This window comes from Endozoicomonas sp. SCSIO W0465, assembly GCF_023716865.1.
Classification (GTDB): Bacteria; Pseudomonadota; Gammaproteobacteria; order Pseudomonadales; family Endozoicomonadaceae; genus Endozoicomonas.
Genome location: NZ_CP092417.1, coordinates 2,097,684 through 2,116,849, shown reverse-complemented (window position 1 = coordinate 2,116,849; position 19,166 = coordinate 2,097,684). Strand labels below are relative to the sequence as shown.

Genomic DNA, 19,166 nt, shown 5'->3' with positions numbered 1-19,166 from the left:
CTGACAAATAGCACATGTATCCCAACCATATTTTTTATAAGCTGCCGGTACTATAAAGTGTTTCAATGTCTTCTAATGGCAGATAACCCAATTCAATGGCTGCTTTGATCATCCCTGTGGGCTTAAGATAACCTCTTGTCTCGTAAGCGAGGAACAATTGATCGAACGCTTGTACACCATCGCGTGCTTTTTGCATAAGGACTTTGACATCGAGAGGCCTCACTGTGTCAGCCGGAATCCTGGCTTCCTGCAATGATTCCAGAAATAGCGGGTGCCGTAAAATACTGAGAATCTTTCCTTGATCAAGCCCGATATTAGCGCCAAGCGTTTTACAAATCGCTTGGCGTTTTTGGCAGTTCAGATCTGCAGTACCGTATTTATTAGAGCCTTCTGGTAAGGACTTAATTATGTATCTGAAAAATGCCTTCTCCCAGGCTCCCCAGTCCTTCAGGTCAGGGTTCGTCGGGTTATTGCTGACCGGGTTATTTGCTGCAGCGCCAGCAACAACTGAAGGTAAAACGCCGGTTTGCTGTTCAATATACTTGATCGTCATGTCCAGAAGACGGGATAACTGACCTGAATTGAGCCTGCCCTGAGGGTCTGAGCAGTGTTGGATCATCTTTTTAGCGGATTCAACCGCTTTAAGGCCATCAGGATTGTTGGTGTCCACTACGCTATAAGCAGGGGGAGGTGGACAGGCACCTGCACTGTGAGGGGGAAGTTGAGAAGCATTTGCTCCGCCAGCCAAAACCGGATTACTCATAAGATAAGTCCTGTGATTATAAAATTTATATGATTTTCCTATCTCATATAGACAACTGATCACAAAAAAGTTCCATATTTCTGCAATACTTTACGGTCAGGTAGTCAAAGGATTCGCAAACATGAGTCATTTTTTCACGCCAGATGACTACGCCATTGCCGTGGCGGAGTCACCCGTTGCCAGATACGTTTGTACCCCTTTTGTACAAAGTGTGCTTAAAACACACCAGGTGGACTCCGTGCTGGATCTGCGTTGCAGCGAAGGCTTCTTTTCCCGCCTTGCCCTGACGGCAGGGGCTCATTATGTGGTGGGAGTGGATCAGTGTCCGGCCATGCTGGAGCGGGCGATACAGTTGAATGAGTCGGCTGGCTCCGGCATTGAGTATAAACAGGCTGATCCCACTTCATTGCGACTGGACGGATCATTTTCTCTGGTGTTTGCCTTCTGGCTTACCTGTCGACTGGCCAGTCTCAGCCACTTGAAAGAACTTGCAGATACCCTCTCGTATCATACGTCACCAGGCAGTTATAGTTATCTTCTGGCCATGGATTCTGAGAGCCACGCCCGAGTGCAGGCTAATCCACTGGCACCGGATGACTGCTACGGCAAAAAGGTGCAGTCTGTGGAAAGCCTTCAAGATGGCGATCCCTTTGAGTTGACCATTCAAGTCGCTGAAACAAAGGTACACTTCACCGATTATTGCTGGTCTACCAGTACGATTGTCCAGTGCCTTGAAGAGGCAGGTTTTACCCGCGTGAATGTGCTCTATCCGCCGGTGACGGAAGAAGGGCTTAAGGCAAAGGGTGACGATTACTGGGCAGCGTATCTGGCTGAACCATTTGTTGTGGCGATAGAGGCATTCAGGGCGTGAGTCTACAGCCAAGCTTCCGGGGCAAGCTTTTCGGTATTACTCCATATACTCAAGAAAATCGCTCAACATTATAGTTGTCTCCACAAGTAGTCTCCATACGTTTGATGTCAGGAAGTGCCGCGTTGTCTGCTGTTGCCGTTCTGCCCAGAATGCTGGGAACCCTGTTTTATTATTCGCCAACCTCCGAAGAAGCCAGTAATGTCATTACCGAACTGGCTGAACTGCCCGCTCTGCTGGACTGGCAAAATTCATCCCGGATAGAGGAAGCTGCAGCCCGTCTGTGCTCTGTGGAGATAGCGAAATTACCCTATCAGTTTTCCCTGCTGTTTGAAGGACAGGGGGTCATGTCGGCGCCACCCTGGGGATCGGTCTATCTCGACAGGGAAAACCTGCTGCTGGGTGAAACGGCACAGGCTTATCGTCAGTTTCTGCGGGCCAACGAGGTAGAGCTGGATACGGAGTTGAATGAGCCGGAAGATCAGTTTGGCCTGATGATTCTGGCCATGGCTTACTTTATGGAGACTGAGAATGATGATGCGGTAGTGGAGCTGCTCGGCACTCATCTGCTGCCATGGTCTGGTCGTTATCTGGCACTGTTGGCTGAGGCAGATGAGAGCGGCTTTTACCGTGCGCTGGCGCTGGTGGCTGAGGAATTCCTGAAGGAAGTCTCCGAAGCATACGAAGTGACGGCAGAAACCCGACAATTATATCGATAAGACCTTTTGACCAGCAATGTTCATGACCGAAAGTTCGGTCGCTCCGCACAATGAAAAATCAGGCTCTGCCACAATCATCGTGATGCAGGGTCTGACTGTAGTCGTTATCTTTTTAGTGGCGCCATAGAAGGATAGAGCCATGCTGACTTCAGTATTACTTACTGTCATAGCGCTGGCTATTGCCATTCGGTATGCAACTAACAAAAGGGTTAGCGCTTCTAACTAAAAATAGAACCAAATTATAAATAGCTGCTCTTAAAAATAAACATACTATAAAAGGAGTTAATAAACATGTTCTCTTCGTTATCTACCTCGCCCCCTGTGTCAGCATAGTTGTCGCCTCTCCTGAAATTAGAAATCTCAACAGGGGGCGGTCTATGAGTAATCAATGGCCCGCTATTCAGAAGAGTTCAAAGAGTCCATCATTCAGAAGATGATGCCACCCAATAATGTGCCAGTTTCGCAGTTGGTACGTGAGACTGGTATCTCTGATGTGACCCTGTACACTTGGCGAAAGAAAGCAGTATCTAAAGGAGTGCCTGTGCCGGGCGACGGAAAGAATCCAGATCAATGGACAACTGAAAACAAGTTAGCCGTAATCATTGAAACGGCTGCGTTAAATGAAGCAGAAATGGCTGAATACTGTCGTAAAAAAGGTCTGTTTGCTGAACAAATTCAGCAGTGGAAGGCTGCCTTTATTAACAGTGTTTCTGTCCAGCCTGAAAGTCAGTCAAAACAGCGTAAGGCGCTGTCTGACGAACACAAAAAAGATAAGAAAACCATCAAAAAGCTTGAGCGTGAACTCAATCGCAAGGACAAGGCGTTAGCAGAAACTGCTGCCTTGCTGGTACTCACAAAAAAGGCCCAAGAGATCTGGGGGGCGCCAGAGGACGATTAGTCTCTCTCCCGGATCGACAAAATGCTGTTAGCCTGATTAAACAGGCAGTTAAAGATGGGGCTCGTCAGTCAAAAGCCTGCAAAGCCCTTGGTCTTACAGAAAGAACTGTACAACGCTGGATGCAGGGTGATGACGTGCGCGCAGATAATCGCAAAAATGCTGACAGGCCAGAACCGGTTAACAAGTTTTCTGAAGCTGAGCGACAGGCGATTGTTGACGTCTGTAACAGCGAGCGGTTCAAAAGCCTTCCGCCCAGCCAGATTGTGCCCACATTGTTAGATGAAGGTCTCTATATGGGGTCTGAAAGGACATTTTACCGGGTGTTGGAGGAAACAGGGCAACAGCATCATCGGGGCAGTGCTGCCAAGCCAAACAGGTATAAGCCAACGTCCTGGTGTGCTACCGGACCCAACCAGGTCTGGTCCTGGGATATTACCTATCTGCGCTCTCCGATACGGGGGCAGTTTTATTACCTGTACCTGGTGATAGACATCTTTAGTCGTATGATTGTTACATGGGAAATTCATGAAACCGAATCAGCTGAGCATGCATCAGAAATGATCACTAAAGCCTGTATCAAACAGGGAATTGCAGCCTTGGAGTGGCCACTGGTTCTGCACTCAGATAATGGTAGTCCCATGAAGGGTGGCACTATGCTGTCAACACTGCAGCGTCTTGGGGTCGTGAGCTCATTCAGTCGTCCCCGGGTCAGTGATGATAACCCCTTTTCCGAGGCCATATTCAGAACCCTGAAATACCGCCCTGGTTATCCGCGCACGCCATTTGCTGATCTTGAAGCAGCACGTAGCTGGGTGCATGGTTTTGCCCAATGGTACAACGAAGAGCACAAGCACAGTGGGCTGAAATTTCTGACACCCGGGCAAAGGCATCGTGGTGAAACCAAGGTGCTTATGGCTAACCGCAGAAAGGTTTATGAACAAGCCAAAGAACGTCACCCAGAGCGCTGGGGAAAGAGGTCAACAAGGAACTGGGATCTGGCTGATGAAGTCTGGTTGAATCCCGACAGACCTGCTGATGATCAACTAAGCAAAGCCGCTTAAGTTGAGGCGACAACTATGTTGACAAACACCGCTCGTTGAATGTACCCCACGGCTCAAGTACATCTGAAAGTACACAAAAAAAGACCCAATCCGATACCGCATCACCCACAAAATCATCATGGAATGGTTACGATATTTTCACAACACCTCCTGTAAGTTCTGTAACGGTTTATAGCAGGAAGGAAGAAAGTTTACATTTTAATGAAAACCTCAAGTTCACGACATTGCATCAAAGAGAACAATCAGCCATTACCCGGAGTGACGGTAATCCATTTATCCAATTCTTTGGATTCAAAAACGAAGAGCACCTGACTAAGGCCATAGCCATCATAGATTTGTCAGAGATATCTGATTCGTCACAGCAAATCCAATCTACAGAAAATCCATTCTTTCGTTTTATCTCTAAACAAGCTTGTTATAAAGCTTGTTATAAAGCTTGGTTTCCTCCCGAACTATTAAAGGATTTTCGTCCCACAAAGGAACTTGACCCTTTAGCAGCCAAAATCAACCCAGAGGTAATTCTGGGTCTTGACAGACATTTTCACCTCGGACCTATCAAAACTAACCTCGTGCCCCATGAAGACCCTGTCGCATGCGATTTCAAAGACTTACCAAAGACCGACGGTAACCAGCAGAATGAAATGGCCTACAATTGCGATTACCTGTTTACTAATGTGAGACACGTTCGCGACCCAGCGCTTGAGGAGGATCATCTTTGCCTTTATCTTGCTGCCAGGGGTCTTGGTAACACGAATGCACAACATAGTGTTTGTGCGAACCCGGAATTGACGAATGAACTTGTTCGTTTCTTTGATTCTATCAATAATAAAACGCCTATAGCCCTGAGATTATGCAAAATTGACAACAAGCCCGGTGCAGGTTATGCCATTAATCAAAATTCGGAATACACCTTTGATATTGAGCAAGATTCCGCAGCTTTCCAGGTAATGTGCCGTAACAACAACAGACCACAGCGATTACTCTTCCAAAGAAAATTAGAAAGCCTCTCTCCTGAATGTGCTCGAATGGTAGTAAAATTTAAAGATGGTAATAAAACCAATCCAATCGTATTTAAAGTTCTACATGGATATGAAATTGCGTCAACAAGAGGTTCTGCCAGCCAGGCAGTTACCAGCCAGCCAGGCAATTGTCACGCTGATAACGGGGTAAAACCGTCCATTTCACGGGAGATAATGATCGGGCGATTAACGGTCATACCTCGCAAGGAAGAGTTACCCTTATTTAGTGAAACAAAAACTACTACCTACGAACTTGGTCCAAAGATTCTTCCTGAGGGTGAGATCATAACGAACAGGCCAGAAAACTGCTAATGCAAAGACTGCTGCTTCATCACCCGCAGCAGTGCCTGAACCGGGTGCGGAATCTTACCATCGCCATAACGTTTCACCTGGCTGCGGCAGGAATAACCGGTGGCAACTAACCTGCCACTGTTTTCCGGATTCTGCACAACATCTTTCCAGCTCATGTCGTAGAGCTTTCTTGAGGTCTCCTGATGACGGGTTTCATGGCCATAGATGCCGGCCATGCCACAACAGCCGGTAGCCTTGTAGGTGAGTTTAAGGCCCAGGTCACGGTATAGCTGTTGCCATTGAGCAGGGGCTGCCGGGACATTGGACGTCTCGGTGCAGTGGCCCAACAGGATAAACTCGTCGTCGGCTGAACCGGAAAGATCGATTGATAACTGTCTTAGTGTTGCTGACTGCTGGGCAAACCATTCAGAGAGTAGCAGTACTTTCGGGGAGCCGTCAGCCTTAAGGGAGCCGTCAGCCTTAAGGGAGCCGTCAGCCTTAAGGGAGCCGTCAGCCTTAAGGGAGCCTTCAGCCATAAGGGAGCCTTCAGCCTTAAGAAAACCTTCGCCCATCACTTCCTGGTATTCATCCCGGTACGTCAGGGTAACCGCTGCATCAATCCCCACCAGGCTGATGCCACTGTCGGCCAGAGCTATCAGCTCTTCTGCATTGGTTTTGGCGATTTTTTCAAAACGGCCCAGGAAACCATAGATGTGGAGTACCTTACCATTGGGTTTGTAGGGTGCAATCAATGGGCGATAGCCGAGACGAATCAGTAGCTCAACCAGATCGGTCAGCAGCGGTGTTTCAAAGAAGCTGGTGAAGGCATCCTGAATAATAATGACGGTTTTATCCCGTTCGCTGTCGGGAATGGCATCCAGCAACGTACGGTTGGCAATAGCAGCACCAGCACGACAGCAGTCGTTAACGGGTGATGAGCTGGTAATGGCCGGAATATCCTGCAGGCCAATGGTTTTACTCGCCAGCGTATTGGCCACTGACCAGCCCATAACCAGGTTGTAAGCCGGTTTGAACCTGGCCAGCACCGGGAGTATTGATTCCAGCATACCGGCCACGTGATGTTTGACCGGTCTTGGGTAACGGCCGTGGTACAGCTCGAAGTAACGGGAACGCAAGTCGGGCACATTGACCTGAATGGGACACTGCCCTGCGCAGGATTTACAGCTCATGCAGTTATCCAGAGCCCCGTATACCTGATGGCTGAAGTCCTCTTCACCGCGCCATTTGTTCACCAGGTTTATCAGCTTCCGGCCACCGTTATAGAATGGACCTGCCTGACGTATCTTGTGGCTTTCACCGGCAACATCCGCGCCAGCAGCCGTTTGCAACCGCAGCCATTCCCGTACCAGGCCAGAGCGGCCTTTCGGGGATTGCATCCGGTCATAAGTGGCCTTCCAGGTGGGGCACATGGCGCTGTTGGGATTGTAGTTGAAGCAGGCACCGTTGCCGTTGCAGTACAGGCTTCTGGTGAATGCGGCAAAGGCATTGCGCTCAATGTCCCGATCCTGCTGGCCACGGGTGGGGACTTCATCGATTTTCAGCAGCTGAACGGGTTCTGCCAGGGTGGCGGGGGTCGCAATCTTGCCGGGGTTTAACTGGTTGTAGGGATCAAACACGCCTTTAATCGCTTGCAGCACCGGGTAGAGATCGGCAAAGAAGTCCGGGGCGTATTCGGAACGGACGCCTTTGCCGTGCTCGCCCCAGAGCACACCACCATGACTTCGGGCCAGTGCAGCGACGTCATCACTGATTAAACGCACCAGTTTTTCCTGTTCCGGATCTTTCATATCGATGGCCGGGCGAACATGGAGAACGCCGGCATCCACATGACCAAACATGCCATAAGAAAGCTGGTGACTGTCCAGTAGCGCTCGAAACGCCTGAATAAACTCAGCGAGATTTTCCGGAGGAACGGCCACATCCTCGACAAAAGGTATGGGTCTTGCGTCGCCTTTCATATTGCCGAGCAAGCCGACCGCCTGCTTGCGCATATTCCAGATCTTTTTAACATTGCCGGTCCCCATCACCACGCTGTGGCCGGCTCGCCAGATACTGACCGGTTTTTCCAGCGCTGCTGTCAGGCGATCAATTCCCTGCTGAATCTCCGCTTCATCGTCACCGGTAAACTCAACAAAGTTAATGCCGTCAATATCCCCATTCTGTTTGGGGAAGAAGCCTTTGACGCTTTCCCAGACACTGTCGGACTTTGCCAGCCCAAGCACACGGGAATCGATGGTTTCAATCGAGCCCGGCTGTGCCGCCATGAGTGCCCGGGCATCCTGCAGTGAATCCTGGAAACTTTTGTAGAAAATCAGCACCAAGGCAGACTGCTTCGGGACAGGCAGCAGGTTGACTTTAATCTCACTGATGATGGCCAGCGTACCTTCGGAACCACAGAGGATAGCATTCAGGTCGTGCTGGTTATCCTGATTAACAATATTGGCCAGATCGTAGCCAGTCAGGTTTCTGTTCAAGCGCGGGAATACTTCTGACACCCGTTGTTTATACTGGCTGTGTGTCTTTTTCAGGGTGTTATAAATCTTGCCAATGCGGTCCGGTCGCTGACACAGTTGCTCCAGCTGATCGTCATCGACGGGGGAGGATTTCCACACCGTGCCATCAGCAAGCACGGATGTCAGTTCCAGCACATGATGGCGGGTTTTGCCATACACCACAGAGCCCTGGCCGCTGGCATCCGTATTGACCATACCGCCCACCGTTGCCCGGTTGCTGGTGGAGAGCTCCGGAGCAAAGAAGAGACCCTCTTTAGCCGCCAGCTCGTTGAGGTAGTCCTTGACCACTCCGGATTGAACCCTGGCCCAGCGTTCCCTGGTATTGATCTCCAGGACCCGGTTCATATAGCGGCTGGTGTCAATCATAAAGCCCGACGTGAGCGACTGGCCATTAGTGCCGGTCCCACCACCCCGGGGAGATACAACGATGGAGTGAAACTCCGGCTTATTGGCAAGGGTGAGAATTTTGCTGATGTCCTCTGTTGAGCGAGGGTAGAACACCCCCTCAGGAAGGACCTGATAAATGGAGTTATCCGTTGCCAGAACAGTCCGTTCGGCATAACCCAGCTCAATATCCCCATTAAAGCCTGCAGAGGCCAGTTCACGGGCAAATTGGCTATATAAGGTATTGGTTGTTTTCTGATCCAGCCTGCTGATCACCGCTGTACTCCCCATCAATCCCGTGGGGTATTGTACGTAAAGCAGGGCAAGTAGGGAAAGTATTCGCTTGAAATGGCTGTATTTGCTCGACAGCGGCTTGCCGAGAAGGCTTAAGTAATTTGTAACTGTTCAGCACCCCCACATAAATCTGGAATTTTCTGATTTTTATACCATCCTCTTAAGCACCATTTTTCCACAATATTCGCCAGCATGATTCCAGAACTACCCGCAACTATGTCGGCTGAGATTCTCTTGAAAGAGAATGCAGAGCTGCGGATGAGAGTTGCCTGTCTGGAAGAGCGATGTCGAGAATTGGAAGAAAAGGTTGGCAAGAACAGTCAAAACAGCAGCAAGCCGCCATCGTCTGATGGTTATCAAAAACCTTGTAAAAACAGTAAGTAACTATTCAGCACTGAGCAAAGGCATATTACAGTAATTCCGAACAGCTCTATGAAGTGATTGATATATGTCCATTCCCTGTTTTCTGGCAGACGACAAATAGCTGCGAATCCGTGCAAACATAGAACCACCGTCTGCACTCCTGAAGCAGCCTGAGATTTTCTGCTTTAACTTGGCCATTCGAACATCCCGCTCACTGCCATTGTTATCGAAGGGAATGGTAAAATCTGACATGAAGCGCAGTGTCTCAGCCTTGAACTCAGTGAGTCGTTTGAAGAGATTGTAAGCTTTAGTATTCTTGACTTTCTTGCGCTGTAACTGTTCAGCACCCCCACATAAATCTGGAATTTTCTGATTTTTATACCATCCTCTTAAGCACCATTTTTCCACAATATTCGCCAGCATGATTCCAGAACTACCCGCAACTATGTCGGCTGAGATTCTCTTGAAAGAGAATGCAGAGCTGCGGATGAGAGTTGCCTGTCTGGAAGAGCGATGTCGAGAATTGGAAGAAAAGGTTGGCAAGAACAGTCAAAACAGCAGCAAGCCGCCATCGTCTGATGGTTATCAAAAACCTTGTAAAAACAGTAATTCTCCAGATCATTCTGACGACCTTTCCGCAGATAAAGGTACCGATCCATCGGATGAAAAACCCAATCCTAAAAGTCTGAGACAGTCTTCTGGTAATAAAGCCGGTGGAAAGAAAGGGCATCAGGGCACTTGTCTTAAACAGGTCGATATCCCTGACTATATTGAGTACCTTCCGGTTAAAGAATGCAATAAATGTCAGGCGTCTCTTCTTGATAGTGAGCCGGTCAAATATATTGAACGACAGGTGTTTGAACCAGGGAGACCGGGTGAATTTGAAGTAACGGCCCATAGAGCTGAAGTAAAAATCTGCACTTGTGGTTGTCGGAATCAGGCTGAATTCCCGGAAGGTGTTACCGCTGCCGCACAATATGGCTCAGCCACACAGGCTATGGCCGTCTATCTTAACCAATACCATTTCCTGCCTTTTAAGCGCGTGTCAGAGTATTTTAATACTCTCTATAAAATGAGTGTAAGTGCAGGCACTGTCGCCAATTTTGTGGCCAGAACCTATGAAAATCTGGCTTCTACTGAAGAGGTTATTCGTGACGCCTTGCGGGAATCGTCTGTTGCCGGAGCCGATGAAACGGGTATGCGGGCCGAGGGCTCTTTGCACTGGCTACACGTTATGCGGGATGAACAATGGACGCTCTACTACTTGTCTGAAAAGCGAGGTCGTGAGGCCATGGACACGATGGGCATACTGCTAACATTTGCAGGCGTTCTGGTTCATGATCATTGGAAATCCTATTTTGCATATGCGGCAACTCACGTACTTTGCAATGCCCATCACCTGAGGGAGCTTTTGGGTGTTGTTGATAGGGACAGCAATCAACTGGCGTTGCGATTGATGAAGCTACTGAGGCTTTCCTGGCATTACTGCAAGGGCTTTAAGACCATAGGTATGCTACAGATGCCAAGTGTTGTCTGTGAACGAATCGAGAAGATTTATGACCGGTTGCTTCAGCGGGCTCTAATGAAAGAAGTCGTCTATATGGAGAAGCAACGAGAGGAGCTTAAGCGCAAGGTAACTGTTCAGCACCCCCACATAAATCTGGAATTTTCTGATTTTTATACCATCCTCTTAAGCACCATTTTTCCACAATATTCGCCAGCATGATTCCAGAACTACCCGCAACTATGTCGGCTGAGATTCTCTTGAAAGAGAATGCAGAGCTGCGGATGAGAGTTGCCTGTCTGGAAGAGCGATGTCGAGAATTGGAAGAAAAGGTTGGCAAGAACAGTCAAAACAGCAGCAAGCCGCCATCGTCTGATGGTTATCAAAAACCTTGTAAAAACAGTAATTCTCCAGATCATTCTGACGACCTTTCCGCAGATAAAGGTACCGATCCATCGGATGAAAAACCCAATCCTAAAAGTCTGAGACAGTCTTCTGGTAATAAAGCCGGTGGAAAGAAAGGGCATCAGGGCACTTGTCTTAAACAGGTCGATATCCCTGACTATATTGAGTACCTTCCAGTTAAAGAATGCAATAAATGTCAGGCGTCTCTTCTTGATAGTGAGCCGGTCAAATATATTGAACGACAGGTGTTTGAACCAGGGAGACCGGGTGAATTTGAAGTAACGGCCCATAGAGCTGAAGTAAAAATCTGCACTTGTGGTTGTCGGAATCAGGCTGAATTCCCGGAAGGTGTTACCGCTGCCGCACAATATGGCTCAGCCACACAGGCTATGGCCGTCTATCTTAACCAATACCATTTCCTGCCTTTTAAGCGCGTGTCAGAGTATTTTAATACTCTCTATAAAATGAGTGTAAGTGCAGGCACTGTCGCCAATTTTGTGGCCAGAACCTATGAAAATCTGGCTTCTACTGAAGAGGTTATTCGTGACGCCTTGCGGGAATCGTCTGTTGCCGGAGCCGATGAAACGGGTATGCGGGCCGAGGGCTCTTTGCACTGGCTACACGTTATGCGGGATGAACAATGGACGCTCTACTACTTGTCTGAAAAGCGAGGTCGTGAGGCCATGGACACGATGGGCATACTGCTAACATTTGCAGGCGTTCTGGTTCATGATCATTGGAAATCCTATTTTGCATATGCGGCAACTCACGTACTTTGCAATGCCCATCACCTGAGGGAGCTTTTGGGTGTTGTTGATAGGGACAGCAATCAACTGGCGTTGCGATTGATGAAGCTACTGAGGCTTTCCTGGCATTACTGCAAGGGCTTTAAGACCATAGGTATGCTACAGATGCCAAGTGTTGTCTGTGAACGAATCGAGAAGATTTATGACCGGTTGCTTCAGCGGGCTCTAATGAAAGAAGTCGTCTATATGGAGAAGCAACGAGAGGAGCTTAAGCGCAAGAAAGTCAAGAATACTAAAGCTTACAATCTCTTCAAACGACTCACTGAGTTCAAGGCTGAGACACTGCGCTTCATGTCAGATTTTACCATTCCCTTCGATAACAATGGCAGTGAGCGGGATGTTCGAATGGCCAAGTTAAAGCAGAAAATCTCAGGCTGCTTCAGGAGTGCAGACGGTGGTTCTATGTTTGCACGGATTCGCAGCTATTTGTCGTCTGCCAGAAAACAGGGAATGGACATATATCAATCACTTCATAGAGCTGTTCGGAATTACTGTAATATGCCTTTGCTCAGTGCTGAATAGTTACGATACGCCTTATTTCATGTCACACGTGATTGATGATGATTGGATGGATAACCCCGGAGATGCCCAGGAAACATTTAATCTGATCAGCTCTGCAAAGAAAGAACTGTTCTGGATTGAGGGTACTAACCGTCGTTTTGATGGTGATAACTATAAGAGCATATTATCACCAGGTTTGTTCAGTACAGGCCTTGAGCATTCAAAAAAATTTCCACAGTGTTGATAGCAAATACATGTTGCAGTGTAAACTAAGTCGACTGTCCTGCTTTATATAGGTAATTGAGCCAGAAGCTGTTCTAATCACCATCCGGTTTAACAATAAGAAAGTGCTTTGGAGCCGTCATGATATCTATGAATTTTCGCCGCTGGTGTATTACCCTCGTTGTTTCTCTTTCGATTGTTGCCGGGCTCGCCTGCTTTAAGGTATTGCAGATTCGTAGCGCGCTGGCTTTCGCCGAATCATTTCCTGAGCACTCAGAAACCGTTGACTATCAGGAAGTGGCTCTTGTTGAGTATACGCCTGAAGTGCATGTGCTTGGTGAAGTTGTGTCCCCCCAGCGTGTTGAACTGATGAATGAGTTGCCCGGGCGTATTGTCAAGGTAGGCTTTGCCTCTGACAGTGAAGTTCAGCAAGGCCAGCTGCTGCTTCAGCTGGATACCAGTGAAGAAAGGGCTCAGCTTAAGTCCGCGGTTGCCAGGGCTGAACTGGCAAGTCTGGCTTTCCAGCGGATTGTCAATTTGCGCAACACCAATGCCGCCAGTCAGTCCCAGCTGGATGAGGCGAAATCGGAACTGAGTATTGCCAATGCGGATATTGATGCACTAAAAAGCACCATTCAAAAGAAAAACATCCTGGCGCCGTTCAGTGGCCGGGTGGGAATCCATCAGCTGGAAGTGGGCAACTTTCTTCAGGGAAGTACTGCCATTACCACACTGGTGGGCAATCCGGGGTTTATCTGGGTGGATTTTAACCTGCCTCAGTTTTACCGTGATGTAGTGGTTGGCTCTCCCGTCAGAATAAGGCTGCTTCACAATACTGCCAATGGAGCGGATGCTGGCGCTGGTGTTGGTGCTGGAGTTAGAGAGCTCAATGGTAAGGTTGTTGCCCTGGACACAACCCTTTCAGCAAGCTCCAGAAGTCGCCACTATCGAGCCAGGTTTGACAGTGATTCAATGTCGTTTATGCATAATGCGCTGGTTGACGTCCATGTGCCAGTCGGTGCTGATGAAATGATAGAGGCTGTGCCGACGGTGGCCATTCAGCAGGACACCCTTGGGCAGTACGTCTACCGACTGGAGACAGACCCTGAAGCCGACGGGTTTCGGGCTTATCGCCAGGATGTTACTACCGGCGACCGTTTGGGGGACAAGGTGGTAGTAAAGTCAGGCCTCGATCAAGGTGTTCGAATTGCCACCGTTGGAGCTTTTAAACTGAAGCCCGGTGTTCTGGTTTATGGCAGTCAGCGTGGTTCTGATAACTCACCAACTCCATCAGTGCCGTAAGTGGGGTGAACGATGGATATATTTGTCAGACGCCCTGTATTGTCACTGGTTATTTCTCTGGTTCTCCTGATTGCTGGTGCGGTAGCAGTACAAAAAATTCCGGTATTGCAGTTTCCCGAGATTGAGAGCTCATCCCTGGTCATTACCACAGATTATCGTGGCGCTTCTGTTGATGTGGTCCAGGGATTTGTCACTGAACCTGTTGAGCGAATAGCCATGACCATTCCGGGAGTGGACTATGTGGACTCCGATACCACCGCAGGCATCAGCCGGGTGACTGCCTGGTTGAAACTGAATGAGAACAGTACGTTAGCCCTTGCTGAGCTGACGGCCCGCCTGAATCAGATCCGTTATGAACTGCCTGATGAAGCGGATGATCCATCCATTGCCGTGGAAAGAACGGATCGCCCGGCAGCTGTCTTTTATCTCAATGTTCGAAATGAGCACTGGAGTCGTGCACAGTTAACCGATTACCTGGAGCAGTATGTAACCCCTTTGTTGACGTCTATCAGCGGTGTTCAGCGAGTTGGGCTTGAAGGCGGCCGTAACCCTGCCATGCGTATCTGGCTGGACCCGGTCAGAATGTCGGCAATGAACCTGGGAGCAAGCGAGGTTCTGGCAGCGTTGCGTGCCAACAATATTATTGCCTCCCTTGGCAAGACAGAAAATGACCGTCAGCAGGTGAGCCTTCAGAGTAATGCAACCCTGCGAGAGGCCAGTAATTTTCAGCAATTGGTTCTTGCCAGGCGTGATGGCGTCATTATCCGCCTGGGGGACATTGCTGAGGTTGCCATGGGCGAAGACCGGGGTACAGTCTCCGCCCGAATTAATAAAACCACGACGGTTTTTATCTCAATATGGCCAATGCCGGGTGCGAATGAGATTGCGATTGGTGATGAGGTCTATCATCGGCTGAACAAGATCAATTCCACCCTACCCCGGGGGATGGAGATTGAGATCAGCTATGATGGTACCGCATATATGCGCAAGGCCCTCAGGGAGATTGTGGTTACTCTGGTTGAAACCATCATCATTGTCGGGCTGGTTGTGCTGGCGTTGATGGGAGCTTTTCGTACCGCGTTAGTGCCGCTGGTGACCATTCCTATTTCGATTCTCGGCTGTATTGCCATCATGTGGCTGGTGGGCTTTTCCCTGAATCTTTTGACCATTCTGGCGATCGTGTTATCGGTGGGTTTGGTGGTAGACGACGCCATTGTCGTGGTTGAGAACGTTGCCCGGCATATGCGGATGGGGAAATCGCGATTAGCGTCAGCATTACTGAGTTCAAGAGAGCTGCTGAAACCGGTTATCGGAATGACGCTGACACTGGCAGCCGTTTATGCGCCCATCGGTTTTGTTTCCGGGTTAACCGGCAGCTTGTTCAGAGAGTTTGCTTTTACGCTTTCTGTTGCGGTGTTGATTTCAGGCGTGGTTGCTATCACGCTGTCACCGGTGATGAGCAGTTGGGTGTGTCCGGAAAAAGGGCGAGAAAATCGTTATACGATGAAAGTAAACCAGTGCTTTGACCACTTGCGGAAGGTATACGGGGATGTTTTGAACAGGGTGTTTCAGTGGCGCCGCCAGGTTTTGTTTCTGGCGGTTTTTCTCTCACTATTGATAGTCCCGCTCTATCTATTTTCTGCCAGGGAGCTGGCGCCTGTGGAGGATCAGGGCAGTATTAATATTATTGTTGAGTCTCCTCCGGGCGCTTCCATTGCCTATACCGATCAGCATATGAATGGGGTTATTGATTCATTAGGCTTTTTAACCGGTGTAGAACTGATTTGGCAGGTCATCACTTCCGACGGTGGTTTTGGTGGCGTTGAGTTTGTTGATTACGCTCAACGTTCCCGTAGTGTCCATGAGATGCTGCCTTCGGTATTTGGCGCGTTGTCAGGAGAGCCGGGCCTGAGGATCTATCCAATACTGTTCTCATCGTTGCCGACGGCTGGTCAGTTTGATGTGGAACTCGTGGTGCAGGCCCCTGATGATTATCCTGAAATGGAAAGGTACGCAGGTCAGCTGATACAGGCTGCTTATCAGAGTGGCCAGTTTATGTTTGTGAATACCGATTTGCAGATTAATCTGCCGGAAGCCCGTCTGGTATTTGACCATAATCGTATTGCTGACCTGGGTATGACGGTTGCTGAGGTGACTGAACAACTCGGAGCATTACTGTCGGAACAGGATGTGAACCGCTTTAATGCTTCGGGCAAGGCTTACCGGGTGATACCCATGGCCTTGCCAGAGGTGCGGAATAACCCCGGCCAGCTATTGGACTTAACGCTGCGAACACCGGCTGGGGAGCTTGTTCCCTTGAGAGCGGTGGCAAGTGTCGACAATATCACCAGCCCGAGAGTTATGGGTAAATTCAACCAACAGCGCTCATTCCGGATTCTGGGTGGCGTCTTGCCGGGTACGACCAATGATCAAGCGTTAGCAACCCTTGAAAAAGCGGCGCTGGATATTTTACCAGAGACGTACAATATTGATTATGCCGGTGTTTCCAGGCAGCTCCGCCAGGAAGGCAACAGTATGTTTTCTGTTCTGGTAATGGCCCTGGTGATTGTTTATCTATTGCTGGCAATACAGTTTAACAGCTTCCGTTCTCCCCTGGTGGTACTGCTGGGTTCTGTACCGCTGGCACTTTTTGGTGGGCTATTATTCAGCTTTACGGGGCTGACTACGGTGAATATTTATGCCCAGATTGGCTTTATTACACTGGTTGCGCTGGTTGCCAAAAACGGGATTTTAATTACTGAGTTTGCTAATGAGCTTCAGTCTCAGGGGTACCAGAAGGTCGAGGCCATTCGGGAAGCTGCCGGGATTCGACTGAGGCCGGTGTTGATGACCACTGCCGCAACCGTTCTGGGGCATTTTCCCCTGGTATTGGTTACCGGTGCTGGTGCTGAAGCGCGAAACAGTATCGGTATTATTCTGGTGGCCGGTATGTTGATTGGTACGTTCTTCACTTTGTTTGTTTTACCCTGTGTTTATCTCTGGCTGGGAGAGCGTTATAAAGAGGATATGGGTGACCGGGAGGCACAACAGCTGTCACATAAACTATAAGGCTTCAGCTGTTGGTTTCTGGCAGGTATGACCGGTGTAGAATTTGATGGCGAGGGGAATGCTCAGTCTGAACGCCTCGTCTTCAAAACTCCTTTCCATGTAGTGCTTCTGGAACTCTGAAACCCTGATCTGTTTGTTTTCAAGTTGTCGTACATGCACTAATTCATGAGCCATAGTGATGCGGACTTCGCTGGGCTCCAGTCCTTTGGCAAGGGCAATCTGGTAATTCCCATTCTTCAGTGGGCGTGTATACCCCAGCATATTGGGTTCTGGCATTCTCAAGTACACATACTCAATACTAACGTCAGGCTCAATAGCTAACTCTGCCATGTAAAAAGCCTGCATATCGCGGAATTTGCAGCCTGAAGGGTTAAGGTCGTCGCTGTATATTGCTTTGGCCGGGAGTGGTGCAATGACCCACAGGAACACAGGAATAATCAGGATCATCTTCACGGTAATCTGTCTTATATTGCTACATAGCCACAAGCGGAAAGTGTGGCTCACCCTAAACGACAAAAATCACTGCGGATCTTGACTGCCGCTCTTTCATAGTAAACACAGTAATAGTAACAGAGCCATCATGGCTATTTTCTTTGATGGCTGACGGGTTGTTATCGGCACCTTTGAATGAGGGTTTAATGATGTGGTTCCAGAAACAGGTTCAGCTTCGTCCCTACCACAGGGGGTTTCATCTGGTTACGACAGAAATTACTGAGAAATTGCCAGAGCTGAAAAACTATAAGACAGGGCTTTGTCATATCTTTTTACCGCATACCTCTGCCTCACTGACGCTCAACGAGAATGCCGACCCCAATGTTCGTCATGATATGGAAGCATTCAGTAATCATTATATTCCTGAAAATGAAGAGTATTTTCTCCATGTGATAGAGGGCAGTGATGATATGCCAGCTCATATTAAATCCAGCCTGTTTGGTGCCGATGTAATGATTCCAATCGCTGATGGCTGGCTGGTTCTTGCCATTTGGCAGGGAATATGGCTGGGAGAGCACAGGGACTGTGGAGGAAGTCGCCACCTAATCATCACTTTACAAGGCGAAGGTTATACGTAATGATAAAAATCAGGTATTAACAATATGTTTTATATAAGGGAGGTTTAGACCGAACTGGCATTTTAACAATGCTGGACTATAACTATAAAAATCGGACAAAAAGTTAATTTCAATGTTTCGGAATGGATGTTCCGACCACCAGTACCTAGAGGATATAGCTATGGCACGGAAAAAGCCGACTAAAGCTGCTGCTGGTTTTGATGGCGCTGATATAGGGTTTCTGGGGAGTCGCGATGAGCCTGCTGAAGAAAGGACCGTCGAGTCTCGTAAAAAACTCAGGGCAAGTCTGGATGCCCAGATCGAGGAGTTTTTGAAGAAAGGAGGCCAGATAGAGGAGGTTCCATCGAACATTACCGCAGATCCACCGAAAAAGCCCTCCGGTGAATACGGTAACAGACCAATCTGACGTAACTTTTCCAACCCGGCATTCGCCGGGTTTTTTATGCAAAAGCGCTGTATCCCCAAAGCGTACGACTGCATAAATGCCAGGAGGCTGACCAAGCATAGCGCCCGTCTAGGCGACCCCGTAGCGAGGATGACAGAAAATTGAGGATAAAAAGCCGGAAATTTTTAGTGAATAGTGGTTCTATTTGCTAAAAAATTCCGTCTTTTTAGACTAATTTGCTGCCACCGCAGTAGGGCAGACTATTCTCGGTCAGCCTCCTAGTGCAGCCAAGCGTTGTTATACATACACAAGCACCTCGTTCCCACGGTCCAGGGCGTCGCAAAACTCTCCGGACACCTCGTTCCCATGCTCCGCGTGGGAATGCATAGTGCGCTGGGATAAGCGGCGTATATCTTGCGGGTGAAAGTCCCGTTGCGGAAGGAGAACCAGCTCCACCGTATAGCGAGTCTTGCGTTGCTGAAGGTAACGAAAGTGATGAAGCGTAGACAGCGAAATATCCGAGCCGAAACCAAATGGTGAACGTGACAGCTCCGAAATACCACTTGTTGTGGGTGCCGATGCTCTTATGCAGGCAGCAGGCCCAAGAGTGCTGTGTAAGGTCAATCTGGGAATCCGAACAGCACTACCCTCCGGAGTCGCAGGCGTCGGCGAGTTTATAGAGATATACGACTGAACCCAGGAGATCCA

At 48.8% G+C, this 19,166-nt stretch carries 16 protein-coding genes; 12 read left to right on the top strand and 4 right to left on the bottom strand.

All coding sequences use genetic code 11. The features are described 5' to 3' along the window. Positions 1-34: 34 nt before the first annotated feature. Positions 35-763, bottom strand: a complete 729-nt coding sequence (locus MJO57_RS09215) for a hypothetical protein (RefSeq protein WP_252024752.1) — start codon at positions 761-763, stop codon at positions 35-37. A 121-nt stretch (positions 764-884) separates the two neighbouring features. Here MJO57_RS09215 and MJO57_RS09210 point away from each other — a divergent pair, with 121 nt between their 5' ends. The 4 genes from MJO57_RS09210 to MJO57_RS09195 all read left to right on the top strand — a co-directional run bounded on the left by MJO57_RS09210 (position 885) and on the right by MJO57_RS09195 (position 5,640). Further along, complete coding sequence (locus MJO57_RS09210) at positions 885-1,634, top strand: class I SAM-dependent methyltransferase (RefSeq protein ID WP_252024750.1); 750 nt, start codon at positions 885-887, stop codon at positions 1,632-1,634. Positions 1,635-1,738: 104 nt separating this feature from the next. Further along, positions 1,739-2,350 carry a Tat proofreading chaperone DmsD gene (gene dmsD / locus MJO57_RS09205; RefSeq protein ID WP_252024748.1) on the top strand — a complete coding sequence of 204 codons (612 nt, stop codon included), beginning with the start codon at positions 1,739-1,741 and terminating at the stop codon, positions 2,348-2,350. A 388-nt stretch (positions 2,351-2,738) separates the two neighbouring features. Beyond that, a protein-coding gene (locus MJO57_RS09200; RefSeq protein ID WP_252017319.1) for an IS3 family transposase occupies positions 2,739-4,309 on the top strand; the annotation gives its coding sequence in 2 pieces (ribosomal slippage) (positions 2,739-3,213 and positions 3,213-4,309; 1,572 coding nt in all). 35 nt (positions 4,310-4,344) lie between these two features. Continuing rightward, entirely contained in the window at positions 4,345-5,640 is a 1,296-nt protein-coding gene (locus tag MJO57_RS09195) for a hypothetical protein (protein WP_252024746.1), read from the top strand. Here the strand turns inward: MJO57_RS09195 and MJO57_RS09190 are convergent. Then, on the bottom strand, positions 5,637-8,813 hold the full coding sequence (locus MJO57_RS09190; RefSeq protein WP_252024744.1) for an FAD-binding and (Fe-S)-binding domain-containing protein: 3,177 nt from the start codon (positions 8,811-8,813) through the stop codon (positions 5,637-5,639). The genes MJO57_RS09195 and MJO57_RS09190 overlap by 4 nt on opposite strands. Positions 8,814-9,023: 210 nt before the next feature. Here MJO57_RS09190 and MJO57_RS09185 point away from each other — a divergent pair, with 210 nt between their 5' ends. Further along, complete coding sequence (locus MJO57_RS09185; RefSeq protein WP_371924672.1) at positions 9,024-9,215, top strand: DUF6444 domain-containing protein; 192 nt, start codon at positions 9,024-9,026, stop codon at positions 9,213-9,215. Here the strand turns inward: MJO57_RS09185 and MJO57_RS09180 are convergent, their stop codons facing one another. Continuing rightward, entirely contained in the window at positions 9,216-9,617 is a 402-nt protein-coding gene (locus MJO57_RS09180) for a transposase (RefSeq protein ID WP_252019942.1), read from the bottom strand. It lies immediately after the preceding gene. On the opposite strand from MJO57_RS09180, the gene MJO57_RS09175 reads away from it, so the two are divergent. The 5 genes from MJO57_RS09175 to MJO57_RS09155 all read left to right on the top strand — a co-directional run bounded on the left by MJO57_RS09175 (position 9,616) and on the right by MJO57_RS09155 (position 17,003). Continuing rightward, positions 9,616-10,920, top strand: a complete 1,305-nt coding sequence (locus MJO57_RS09175; protein ID WP_252024742.1) for an IS66 family transposase — start codon at positions 9,616-9,618, stop codon at positions 10,918-10,920. The two genes, MJO57_RS09180 and MJO57_RS09175, sit on opposite strands and share 2 nt — an antisense overlap. Further along, positions 10,917-12,431, top strand: a complete 1,515-nt coding sequence (locus MJO57_RS09170) for an IS66 family transposase (RefSeq protein WP_252017330.1) — start codon at positions 10,917-10,919, stop codon at positions 12,429-12,431. The genes MJO57_RS09175 and MJO57_RS09170 overlap by 4 nt, the downstream gene beginning before the upstream one ends. Further along, positions 12,421-12,654, top strand: a complete 234-nt coding sequence (locus MJO57_RS09165) for a hypothetical protein (RefSeq protein WP_252024740.1) — start codon at positions 12,421-12,423, stop codon at positions 12,652-12,654. Before MJO57_RS09170 ends, MJO57_RS09165 begins: the two co-directional genes overlap by 11 nt. Positions 12,655-12,782: 128 nt before the next feature. Next, a complete protein-coding gene (locus tag MJO57_RS09160) occupies positions 12,783-13,934 on the top strand; it encodes an efflux RND transporter periplasmic adaptor subunit (RefSeq protein WP_252024738.1) in 1,152 nt (383 codons plus the stop codon). A gap of 12 nt (positions 13,935-13,946) precedes the next feature. Beyond that, the gene (locus MJO57_RS09155; protein ID WP_252024736.1) at positions 13,947-17,003 is read left to right on the top strand and encodes an efflux RND transporter permease subunit; all 3,057 of its coding nucleotides are present in this window, start codon (positions 13,947-13,949) and stop codon (positions 17,001-17,003) included. Here the strand turns inward: MJO57_RS09155 and MJO57_RS09150 are convergent. Continuing rightward, positions 16,998-17,450, bottom strand: a complete 453-nt coding sequence (locus MJO57_RS09150) for an ImmA/IrrE family metallo-endopeptidase (protein WP_252024734.1) — start codon at positions 17,448-17,450, stop codon at positions 16,998-17,000. The genes MJO57_RS09155 and MJO57_RS09150 overlap by 6 nt on opposite strands. Positions 17,451-17,599: 149 nt before the next feature. Here MJO57_RS09150 and MJO57_RS09145 point away from each other — a divergent pair, with 149 nt between their 5' ends. Further along, positions 17,600-18,073, top strand: coding sequence for a secondary thiamine-phosphate synthase enzyme YjbQ (locus MJO57_RS09145; RefSeq protein ID WP_371924808.1), 474 nt, complete (start codon positions 17,600-17,602; stop codon positions 18,071-18,073). Positions 18,074-18,233: 160 nt separating this feature from the next. Continuing rightward, positions 18,234-18,479, top strand: a complete 246-nt coding sequence (locus MJO57_RS09140) for a hypothetical protein (RefSeq protein WP_252024732.1) — start codon at positions 18,234-18,236, stop codon at positions 18,477-18,479. Positions 18,480-19,166: the final 687 nt, after the last annotated feature.

Coding starts and splice junctions, on each gene's coding strand:
- MJO57_RS09145 (WP_371924808.1), top strand. CDS start 17,600: ATGGCTGACGGGTTGTTATCGGCACCTTTGAATGAGGGTTTAATGATG.
- MJO57_RS09140 (WP_252024732.1), top strand. CDS start 18,234: ATGGCACGGAAAAAGCCGACTAAAGCTGCTGCTGGTTTTGATGGCGCT.
- dmsD (WP_252024748.1), top strand. CDS start 1,739: ATGTCAGGAAGTGCCGCGTTGTCTGCTGTTGCCGTTCTGCCCAGAATG.
- MJO57_RS09170 (WP_252017330.1), top strand. CDS start 10,917: ATGATTCCAGAACTACCCGCAACTATGTCGGCTGAGATTCTCTTGAAA.
- MJO57_RS09185 (WP_371924672.1), top strand. CDS start 9,024: ATGATTCCAGAACTACCCGCAACTATGTCGGCTGAGATTCTCTTGAAA.
- MJO57_RS09215 (WP_252024752.1), bottom strand. CDS start 763: ATGAGTAATCCGGTTTTGGCTGGCGGAGCAAATGCTTCTCAACTTCCC.
- MJO57_RS09180 (WP_252019942.1), bottom strand. CDS start 9,617: ATGCTGGCGAATATTGTGGAAAAATGGTGCTTAAGAGGATGGTATAAA.
- MJO57_RS09175 (WP_252024742.1), top strand. CDS start 9,616: ATGATTCCAGAACTACCCGCAACTATGTCGGCTGAGATTCTCTTGAAA.
- MJO57_RS09210 (WP_252024750.1), top strand. CDS start 885: ATGAGTCATTTTTTCACGCCAGATGACTACGCCATTGCCGTGGCGGAG.
- MJO57_RS09150 (WP_252024734.1), bottom strand. CDS start 17,450: ATGATCCTGATTATTCCTGTGTTCCTGTGGGTCATTGCACCACTCCCG.
- MJO57_RS09155 (WP_252024736.1), top strand. CDS start 13,947: ATGGATATATTTGTCAGACGCCCTGTATTGTCACTGGTTATTTCTCTG.
- MJO57_RS09160 (WP_252024738.1), top strand. CDS start 12,783: ATGAATTTTCGCCGCTGGTGTATTACCCTCGTTGTTTCTCTTTCGATT.